This is a genomic window from bacterium, assembly GCA_035530055.1.
GTDB lineage: Bacteria > UBA6262 > WVXT01 > WVXT01 > WVXT01 > WVXT01.
This window is the reverse complement of record DATKVN010000070.1, coordinates 1-9,056: the sequence shown is the minus strand read 5'-3', so window position 1 is coordinate 9,056 and position 9,056 is coordinate 1. Positions and strand designations below refer to the sequence as shown.

General features: G+C 42.8%; 7 protein-coding genes. All 7 read left to right on the top strand.

Going from position 1 to position 9,056, the window contains the following annotated elements; genetic code table 11:
- Window positions 1-31: 31 nt before the first annotated feature.
- On the top strand, window positions 32-1,792 hold the full coding sequence (locus VMW39_05495) for a FliG C-terminal domain-containing protein (protein ID HUW23466.1): 1,761 nt from the start codon (window positions 32-34) through the stop codon (window positions 1,790-1,792).
- Window positions 1,793-1,982: 190 nt separating this feature from the next.
- The gene (locus VMW39_05490) at window positions 1,983-2,744 is read left to right on the top strand and encodes a MotA/TolQ/ExbB proton channel family protein (GenBank protein ID HUW23465.1); all 762 of its coding nucleotides are present in this window, start codon (window positions 1,983-1,985) and stop codon (window positions 2,742-2,744) included.
- Window positions 2,745-2,906: 162 nt separating this feature from the next.
- Entirely contained in the window at window positions 2,907-3,560 is a 654-nt protein-coding gene (locus VMW39_05485) for an OmpA family protein (protein ID HUW23464.1), read from the top strand.
- Between the two features lie 105 nt (window positions 3,561-3,665).
- A complete protein-coding gene (locus tag VMW39_05480) occupies window positions 3,666-4,349 on the top strand; it encodes a flagellar motor protein MotB (GenBank protein ID HUW23463.1) in 684 nt (227 codons plus the stop codon).
- A 169-nt stretch (window positions 4,350-4,518) separates the two neighbouring features.
- Window positions 4,519-6,282 carry an ATP-binding protein gene (locus VMW39_05475; GenBank protein ID HUW23462.1) on the top strand — a complete coding sequence of 588 codons (1,764 nt, stop codon included), beginning with the start codon at window positions 4,519-4,521 and terminating at the stop codon, window positions 6,280-6,282.
- A 90-nt stretch (window positions 6,283-6,372) separates the two neighbouring features.
- Complete coding sequence (locus VMW39_05470) at window positions 6,373-8,031, top strand: response regulator (GenBank protein HUW23461.1); 1,659 nt, start codon at window positions 6,373-6,375, stop codon at window positions 8,029-8,031.
- A gap of 162 nt (window positions 8,032-8,193) precedes the next feature.
- The gene (locus VMW39_05465; GenBank protein ID HUW23460.1) at window positions 8,194-8,946 is read left to right on the top strand and encodes a response regulator; all 753 of its coding nucleotides are present in this window, start codon (window positions 8,194-8,196) and stop codon (window positions 8,944-8,946) included.
- Window positions 8,947-9,056 lie beyond the last annotated feature (110 nt).

The following is a 9,056-nucleotide window of genomic DNA, read 5'->3' as shown; positions in this document are numbered from 1 at the left end:
TTGCGGTTTCCTTTTGTTGAGGGGGTAAAAAATGGAAAAATTCAGTTTAAAAAAGCGGTTCTGGATTCCACTTATTCTGGCAATTTTGATTACTACTGGTGCCTTTGCAATTGAACTCGCTTCTATCATTGAACAGAAAATAGCTTTAGAGAAAAGTTTTGAAAACAGGCTCAAAGGATTATTAGAAAAGATACTGGGCACAGATAGGTTCATAGTAATCGTTAATGTGGAGCCGGAAACTGAATCTACAGAGGTGGCCAGAGAAACCTGGATTCAGGAGAAGAAGTCAGGCGAGGTAGTCCGGGAGGAAAAGAGATACGTTCTCCCGGGAGTTCCGGTGAGGGAGAAATTAGGTGAAGAGAAGATTCCTTCACCGGAGCAACTTCTCCCTGGTGGGGAAATGAAAAGAGAATATGAAAAGGTAGTGGTGCTTCCAAAATCTTTTGTGAAAAGAGTGATAGTTACCATTATTATGGATGAGAAAATAGAGGAGACACTGATTGAAACAGTAAGGGCCGTGGCTACTGAGATAATGGGTTTAGATATGGCCCGGGGAGATGACCTGATAATAAAGAGGCAACATTTCAGTGAGCCATCCCGGACTGTCTGGTCCACTATAAAGAGTAGTCCAATTTATTGGCCACTATTCGCTATTATTTTCCTTCTATTTCTTCTCTTTCCCATCAGATTTTTCCTTAGAGGACTTGCCGGAATCTTCCAAACAGGTAGGCCAAGGGGGGGCGCGGTTGCTCCACCCGCTCAAATTTTTGGTCCGGCTGCTACTACCATTGAACTGGATGTTCCTGAGAGAGCAAAAGAAAAAATTGGTGAGAAAGAAGAAGAAAAGCCTTCTCGCCCTTTCGACTTCATCAATCAGGACAATTTAAAACATCTCCTCTACTTGTTAAAAGATGAGACAGCTGAGACTATTTCTGTGATTGTCTCCTATTTAAAGCCCAGGGAAGCTACTCAGGTAATGGCTTTTCTTCCTCGAGACCTTAAAGCAGGAGTTACTGAGAAGATTGCCAGGGTAAGAGGATTGCCCCCTGATGTGGTAGATGCAATGGAAGCGGATATTAAAGGAAGGATTGGTTACATCGTTGGAGGAACGGAGCAGTTAGTGCAGATAATCGATGAAGCAGATAAAACTACCAGGGAGGATATCTTACAATCTTTAAAGGAGAAGCAACCAGAATTAGCAGAGAAGGTCAGGAAACAGATAGTGACATTCGAAGACATTACCAACCTCGATAACTTAAATTTTCAAATAGTTTTAAGGTTGGTCGACCTGGGGACAGTTTCATTAGCACTGAGGGGAACTACTGAAGGGTTTAAGTCTAAAGTTATGGGTAAACTTTCTAAGGGTGCTCAGGCAATGCTCAGGCAGGAAATGGAGATGGGCAAGCCCGTGGGAAAACAGAAGATAGAAGAGGCCCAGCGGATAATTGTTAAAGTAGTACGTCGATTGCATAGGGAGGAAAAGATTACATTCGAAGCTCCAGGCGAAGCTAAGAAGGCTGGCGAGCCCGGTGTAGTGGAAAAAGAGACGGGGGAGGTTGCTGTGCGGACAGTCGGTGCTCCTGAGGAAGAACGCTCACCAACTCCCGTGGCTCCTTCCGGAAGTCCTACACTAGTTGAGAAAGTTAAAACAAATACTGCCTGGATAGCAGGAGCAGTAATTATAGCATTGTTAATAGCCGGCTTCTTGTGGTATCAGCGTTCAGTAGCGAAAAAGAGAACGGCTGGAATACCTTCGACACGAGCACCGGTAGAGGGAGTGGAAGGAAGATAACTGGCACAGTGACGAGGAGTGTCAAGTGAAAGCTTTACATTGGCGCGAAACAAGTTTCGCTACTCCAATAATTGGAGTAGCACCGCTTGCGGTGCGTTTGCTTGCTCTGCGTTATTATCGCGAAACAAGTTTCGCTACTCCAATGGATTGTTTGCGTGGTAAAAAGATTTAATTCGTGGGAGGCACAAGTATGGATTTAATGACTATTCTTGGACTTATTATGGGGTGTGGAGCCGTTTATTATGTTATGGCGAGAGGTCAAATTACGTCACTTCTGTTCAATTTGAGTGCTGCCATTCTGGTTTTTGGAGGCACATTTGCTTCCACTTTGATTACCTATCCTTTTAGAATTCTTAAACAGGCGCCTAAGGCATTGAAATTGGTAATGTTTCCTTCGAGAAAATATACTGCGTCTGAGGCAATTGAGACTTTGGTTAGATTGGCGGAAGTGGGTAGAAGGGGAGGGATTGGGGTTTTGGCAAACGAAATCCATAATTTGAGAGATAACTTTCTCATTGATGGGATTCAGATGATAATTGATAATCTCGACCCTGAGATGATTCGGGATAACCTGGAGAAGGAGATAATCTTTACCAGGAGGAGGCATCAGCAGGTTAGTGGCATCTTCCGCACAATGGGAACTTACGCTCCGATATTTGGACTCTTAGGAACACTCATCGGGGTTGTCCAGGTGCTGAGGAATTTGGCTGACCCCAAAACTATGGGTGCTTCTATGGCAATTGCTGTAACAACGACTTTCTATGGGATTTTCGGAACGAACTTTATTTTCCTTCCCATAGCCGGGAAATTAAATGCCCACAGCGAAGAGGAGCTCTTGCTTAAAGAAGTAATGATTGAGGGGATTCTGTCCATTCAGAAGGGAGAGATTCCTCTTATTGTGGAGAGAAAATTACAGGCATTCCTTGCTTATAAGTTTCGCAGGAGGGTTTAAAATAGACTGGAGTCCTCCGATGAAATCGGAGGAGATTCGGGCGACCGCAAGGGTCGCCCCTACGCGATTCGCAAGGACTCCAGATTCTTGGAGTGTCAAGCGAAAGCTTGACCGGGTGAAACTTTCGTTTCACACTCCAGAGTTAATTGAGCAGGGGTTAAAATGGTTCTAAGAACAGAAGAAAAAGAAATAAGAAGAAGAGGGAGAAGCCCCATCTGGCTAACTATCTATTCGGATTTGATGACCAACCTGATGCTCTTCTTTCTGATGTTATTTGGGACCAGCAGGATGGCTGCTGATGTTCAAAAGACAATCCATAAAGCCATTCGTATAGAATTTAGCAAGAGGGAAGACGTATTTGCAAAAAAAGAAGAAGACGCTATCAAAAAGATGATAGATTATGTGGAGGAGAGGAGGCTTCGCGGTTTCGCCACTGTAAAGGTGAGTGAGCAGAGGGTGAAGATAATGTTGGCTAATCCCGTTCTCTTCGCTCTGGGCGAAAGTGAATTGAAGCCTTCTGCTATTCCGGTTCTTCAGCAGATAGCAAGGCTTCTTAAAGATATACCCAATGCTGTTCTGGTAGAGGGGCATACTGATGACAGGTCGATAACTGGGGGTAAGTTCCGCTCTAACTGGGAGCTTTCAGCTGCTCGTGCCTTCGGCGTGATTAGATACTTTATCGAAGAAGAGAATATAAAACCTGAGAGGCTATCGGCAGTGGGCTATGGTGAACACAGACCACTGTATCCCAATGATACTGAGGATAATCGGGCTAAGAACCGCAGGATAGAAATTAACATTGTCCGTATTCCATAATGAACAGGTGGAGTCCTCCCGAAAGGGAGGAATGACCTTGCTTTCGCAAGGATTCCAGTGTGCTGGTGGGGCGCCCGTTAGGGGCGGTTAACACGGAGAAGGATTATGGCAGATAAACACAGACATTTACTGGAAACTGAAGAGGAAGTTACGCCACAGGCTACGATGTGGGTTATCCCTTACGGCAATCTGATGACCATTTTGATGATTTTCTTCCTCGTTCTATACGCTTTTTCATTTGTGGTAAGTGAAGTAAGGTTTGAAAGAATAGTCCAGTCGCTTCAGAAAGATGTGGGTGGTGAGGTGAATAAGGAATATATGGAGAGAGTAATTAAGAAGGCAAGGGAGAGAGAAGTGACAGAGGAGATGTATGGGCTTATTGATGAGAAACGCTTAAAGAAGTTTGCTAATGTAAAAATAGATAAGGAAGGAATAAAAGTAATATTTCGTAGTCCTGTCATTTTCGATTTGGGGAAGGCTGAGCTTAAGCCGGAAATAATTTCTGTGTTGAACGCAGTGGCCAGAGTAATTAAAGATATGCCGAATGAAATAATGGTTGGAGGTCATACAGATAATAAACCCATTGTAAGCGGAGAATTCCGTTCTAACTGGGAACTTTCCACAGCCAGAGCTTTTAGCGTGATCCGGTATTTTATTGAACAGGGAGTAGACTCCAGAAGGCTTTCGGCAATAGGCTATGGAGAGTATAGACCACTTTATCCCAATGATACAGAGGAGCAGCGCGCGTATAACCGAAGGATAGAAATTGATATAATCTCCCTAAAGTAACGCGAAGTATCAAAGGCTGGAGTCCTCCCGAAAGGGAGGATTAAACAACCCTCGCTTTCGCGAGGAATCCAGAGTCTTTTGGAGTCCTCCCGAAAGGGAGGGAAATGACCTTGCTTTCGCAAGGACTCCAAATGAATTTAGATATTCGTATTTTTAACGGAGGATGGAAATGATAAAAAAGGTCAGATTGTTTCACAAGTTCGCCTTAATTATGACACTTCTGGTAGTAGTGCCTTTACTCATTCAGGGAATTAGGATGATTAATATTAACCGTGAAGCTCTAGAGGTTTCGGTTCTGGAGACTCACAGCAAACTGGCGCAAGCGATAGCAGAAGATATTGATGACTATGTCTCAGGACTTAATTTAGACTTGGCTTTTGTTCTGGCTTTTGAAAAATTTCCCAAGATGTCCTGGCAGGAGAAAATGAAGGTTCTGCTTTCCGTTCTTTCCCGTTATGAGGATTTCATTCTCATCTCCATGCTGGATAAAAAGGGTGATGAAGTGATTAAAGCGCATAATCCAAGTTTCCTACAGGAGTCCTCCAGACTAATCAGTAGAAGCAAGGAACCAGCTTTTATCGAAGCCAAAATGACAGGGGTTCCTCAGATGGGGGATATCTATTATGAAGACGATCTACCGCGCATAAATGTGGTTTATCCTCTTGAGGCTGAGTATGAATATGTTTTTGTTACAGCGACTTTAAGTAAGCTCTGGCGGAAGATTGGTGGGGTTAGAATTGGAAAGACGGGATTTGCTTTTCTGATAGATAGTGAAGGCAGAACGATTTTCCACCCGGAATCAGAAAGGGCGATAAATTTTGAGAAAGCGACTGAACTTCTTATTGTCAGGCAAGCTTTAACTGAAATTGGGGGACCTATTGGTGTGGATGTCTCAGGTGAAGGATTTCCTAATGAGAACGGGACAGGAATGGTGGGAGCGTATGCCTGGGCAGAAAGTTTGGATTGGGGAGTAATTATGCAGCAGGCTAAGAGTGAAGCTTATAGTTCTATAGCCCGTATGAAAAGGAATGCCGTCTTGTGGATAGCGCTCAGCATTTTGGGGTCGGTGTTCATAGCCTTCTATTTGGCAAAAAGCTTGAGCCGTCCGATCCTGGAATTGATAGTCGGGGCAGAGAAATTGGGAGAGGGCGATTTTAGTCATGAGGTAAAGGTTAATACGCGTGACGAAATTTCTACTCTGGCAAATACGTTCAATTTTATGGTTAAGAAATTGAAAGAGTTTCAGGAGCAGCTGGTTCTTCGTGAAAAACTGGCTGCGATTGGCCAGATGGCTTCGGTAGTTGGTCACGAAATTCGCAATCCACTGGGCGTGATTAACAATGCTATCTACTATATTAGAACAAAGTTTGAAATGTCTTTTGGAAAAGAACTGGACCCCAAGATTCAAAAACACATTGGAATTATCGAGAAAGAGATTGTTGTTTCTAACAAAATTATTAGTGACCTATTGGGCTTTTCCCGGACCAGGCCGCCGATGGCTCAACCCTTAGATCTCAATAGAATAATCGAGGATTCCCTATCGGCTGTCTCCATTCCTGAAACAGTGAAGGTGGAGATAGATCTCTCTTTAGAGCTTCCTCCTACTCTTGTAAACCCGGATGAGATTCGTCAGGTGTTCATAAATCTTATCAACAATGCCTGGCAGGCCATGCCGGAGGGAGGAACACTTAAAATCCGCAGTTACATTGAAGAGGAGATGGCCCAGGTGGAGGTTACTGATACAGGGTGTGGAATTTCTCCTGAGAATATGAAGAAATTGTTTACTCCTTTCTTTAGTACTAAAACCAAAGGCACCGGGCTGGGATTGGCAGCAGTCCAGAGAATTCTGGAGAGACACAAAGGAAAAATTAAGGTGAGAAGCCGAGTAGAGCAAGGAACTACTTTTATTGTTAGTTTACCACTGGCTAAATGAAAAAATGTCCCGATGTATCGGGTGGCCGACCAAGGGACGACACGGCGGTCGTCCCCTACAATTCCGCATGAAAATGTAGGAGGAAAAGGAATGGCTAAAAATGTCAATCTCTTGATTGTGGACGATGACATAAGCATATTGGAAACAGTAGGCGATATCTTTCAGGACAGGGGATATAATGTGGCTATGGTAGAAAATGGACAAAGAGCGATTAAATTAGTAAACAGGAGATATTTTGATGTTGTTCTTATGGACGTAAGCATGCCAGGCATAAACGGCTTGGAGACTTACAAAGAGGTAAAGAGAATTATCCCCACTGCTGCAGTGATAATGATGACCGCAGACAGCAAAGAGGAATTGGTGAAAAAATCTATAGAAGAAGGCGCCTATACTGTTATTTATAAACCGTTTAATGTTAAAAAAGTCATAAAAGTTGTTGAGGAAGCTTTGAAAAAACCTGTAATTCTAATAGTAGATGATAGAGTAGAAGATCGGGAAACTTTAAAGGATATATTGGCTGGGAGGGGATACAGGATCGTCCTGGCGAAAGATGGGTATGAAGCGGCGGGGTTTGCGGAAAAAGGTAGTTTCGATGTAATTCTCTTAGATATAAAGATGCCCGGGATGAATGGCATCAAAACCATGGAGAGGATTAAAGAATTTAGACCGGAAGCGGGAATAATAATGATGACTGCCTATTCTATGGAGGAATTTGTAGAAGATTCTCTCAGAAAGGGAGCTTATACCTGTCTGTTTAAGCCAATTGATGTGGAAAAAATGTTAGAAGCTATCCAGAAAGTTCGTGACTTGGGTAAAAAATTCGGAAGAGAAGAACAGGTTGAGATATTAATAGTGGATGACGATGCAAATTATAGAGAGACAGTCGCTGATATCCTCGAGGATGATGGTTATAAGGTTTCCAAGGTGGAAACAGGAACAGCTTCAATTGAGGAAGTTAAAAAGAAGTTCTTCAATGTGGTTCTGGTCGACTTCAGACTGGCCGATATCACTGGTTTGGAATTAGCTAAGAAAATCAAGGCGATAGACAAAAACACTTATATTATATTGGTTACGGGACATGCTTCTTTGGAAACAGCATTGAAAGCTATTGAGATGAGAGAAGAGATTTATGGTTTCGTCGTCAAGGGTGGAGGACGTGACCCTGGACAACTTAAGTGGACAATAAAGAGTGCCCTGCGAGAGCAAAGACTTACCTGGGATAAGATGGAAGCGGAAGACGAGTTGAGAAGGGCAAACAGGAGATTAGAGGAACTCTCGATTACTGATGATTTAACAGGAATATATAATCGCAGACATTTTTACGAAAAACTTTCAGAGATGACAGCCAGGGCTAAACGCTACAAGCTTCCCCTTTCTTTATTGATGTTTGATGTGGACCATTTCAAAGCCTATAACGATACCCGTGGTCATCTGACTGGAAATAGGGTGCTGGAAAGAGTGGGAAGAATAGTTTCCGAGGAAATCCGGGAAGTTGATTGGGGATTTCGCTATGGGGGGGATGAATTTACTGTGATTCTGCCAGAAACATCCAAAAAAGATGCAACAATAGTAGCTGAGAGGATTAGAAAGGCTTTTGAGAAAAGTAAGTTCGATGAGACAACCTTAAGTATAGGTGTTGCTCAATACGACCTCAAAAACAATTTGGATATCCTAATAAAACATGCTGATGAATCAATGTATAAAGCGAAAAATCAGGGGGGGAATAGAACTGAGACTTACGGAATGTAGCGGTAGAATTGGAGTGTCAAGCGAAAGCTTGACCTGGGTGAGAGTGAAACTTTCGTTTCACACTCCAAAACCCAAGTAAACGGTGTCCCGATTTATCGGGATGGTCGCCCTTTCCCTGATAAATATCGGGGTGATGAAAAAATAAATAGGGAGGAAGGAAAAATGGCTGAAAAGGTTAACCTGTTAATTGTGGATGATGAGGTGGAAACTTTGAGAACTCTGGATGATATCTTTGAAGATAGAGGTTATGTTGTTACGCTGGCTGAGGATGGGTATAAGGCTATAGAATTTGCAAAGAAGAAGTTTTTCGATATTATTCTTATGGATGTTAAAATGCCAGGCATAAACGGCTTAGAGACATTCAGGGAAATAAAGAAGACTTGTCCCTCTGCGGTAGTGATAATGATGACCGGGTATTCAGTAGAGGAATTGTTGAGGCAGGCAATTGAGGAAGGAGCTTATGCAGTTATCTACAAACCTTTTGACATGAGGAAGCTCTTTCACACCATTGAGGGAGCTTTAGGAAAAACCCTAATTATGGTTGTGGATGACCTGTTGGAAGACAGGGAAACTTTGAAAGATATTCTGATTAACAAAGGATATCGAGTAGTCACCGCAGGGGATGGGTATGAAGCACTAAATATGGTTCCCAAGGCAAATTTTGATATCATACTTCTTGATGTAAAAATGCCCAGAATGGATGGTATTAAGACCCTGGAATGGATTAAGGAGATGAATCCAGGAACAGGGGTAATAATGATGAGTGCTTATTCAATGGATGAATTTGTGGGAAGGGCACTGAGAGAGGGTGCTCTCGCATTTCTTTACAAACCTTTCGATATGAAGAAACTATTCAGAATAATCGAGGAATACCGAGAAGAAAAGAAAAAGGAAAAGGAAAAGGAACAAAAATAATTAATAGGTAATGTAGAGGTTTGTCCCTCTAATTTGAAATCGTGTTGGAGTCTTCCCGAAAGGGAGGGAGAGTTTTGAATTGTGGTAGAACGATGCAAGGAGGAGGAAAG

Coding starts and splice junctions, on each gene's coding strand:
- VMW39_05495 (HUW23466.1), top strand. CDS start 32: ATGGAAAAATTCAGTTTAAAAAAGCGGTTCTGGATTCCACTTATTCTG.
- VMW39_05490 (HUW23465.1), top strand. CDS start 1,983: ATGGATTTAATGACTATTCTTGGACTTATTATGGGGTGTGGAGCCGTT.
- VMW39_05485 (HUW23464.1), top strand. CDS start 2,907: ATGGTTCTAAGAACAGAAGAAAAAGAAATAAGAAGAAGAGGGAGAAGC.
- VMW39_05480 (HUW23463.1), top strand. CDS start 3,666: ATGGCAGATAAACACAGACATTTACTGGAAACTGAAGAGGAAGTTACG.
- VMW39_05475 (HUW23462.1), top strand. CDS start 4,519: ATGATAAAAAAGGTCAGATTGTTTCACAAGTTCGCCTTAATTATGACA.
- VMW39_05470 (HUW23461.1), top strand. CDS start 6,373: ATGGCTAAAAATGTCAATCTCTTGATTGTGGACGATGACATAAGCATA.
- VMW39_05465 (HUW23460.1), top strand. CDS start 8,194: ATGGCTGAAAAGGTTAACCTGTTAATTGTGGATGATGAGGTGGAAACT.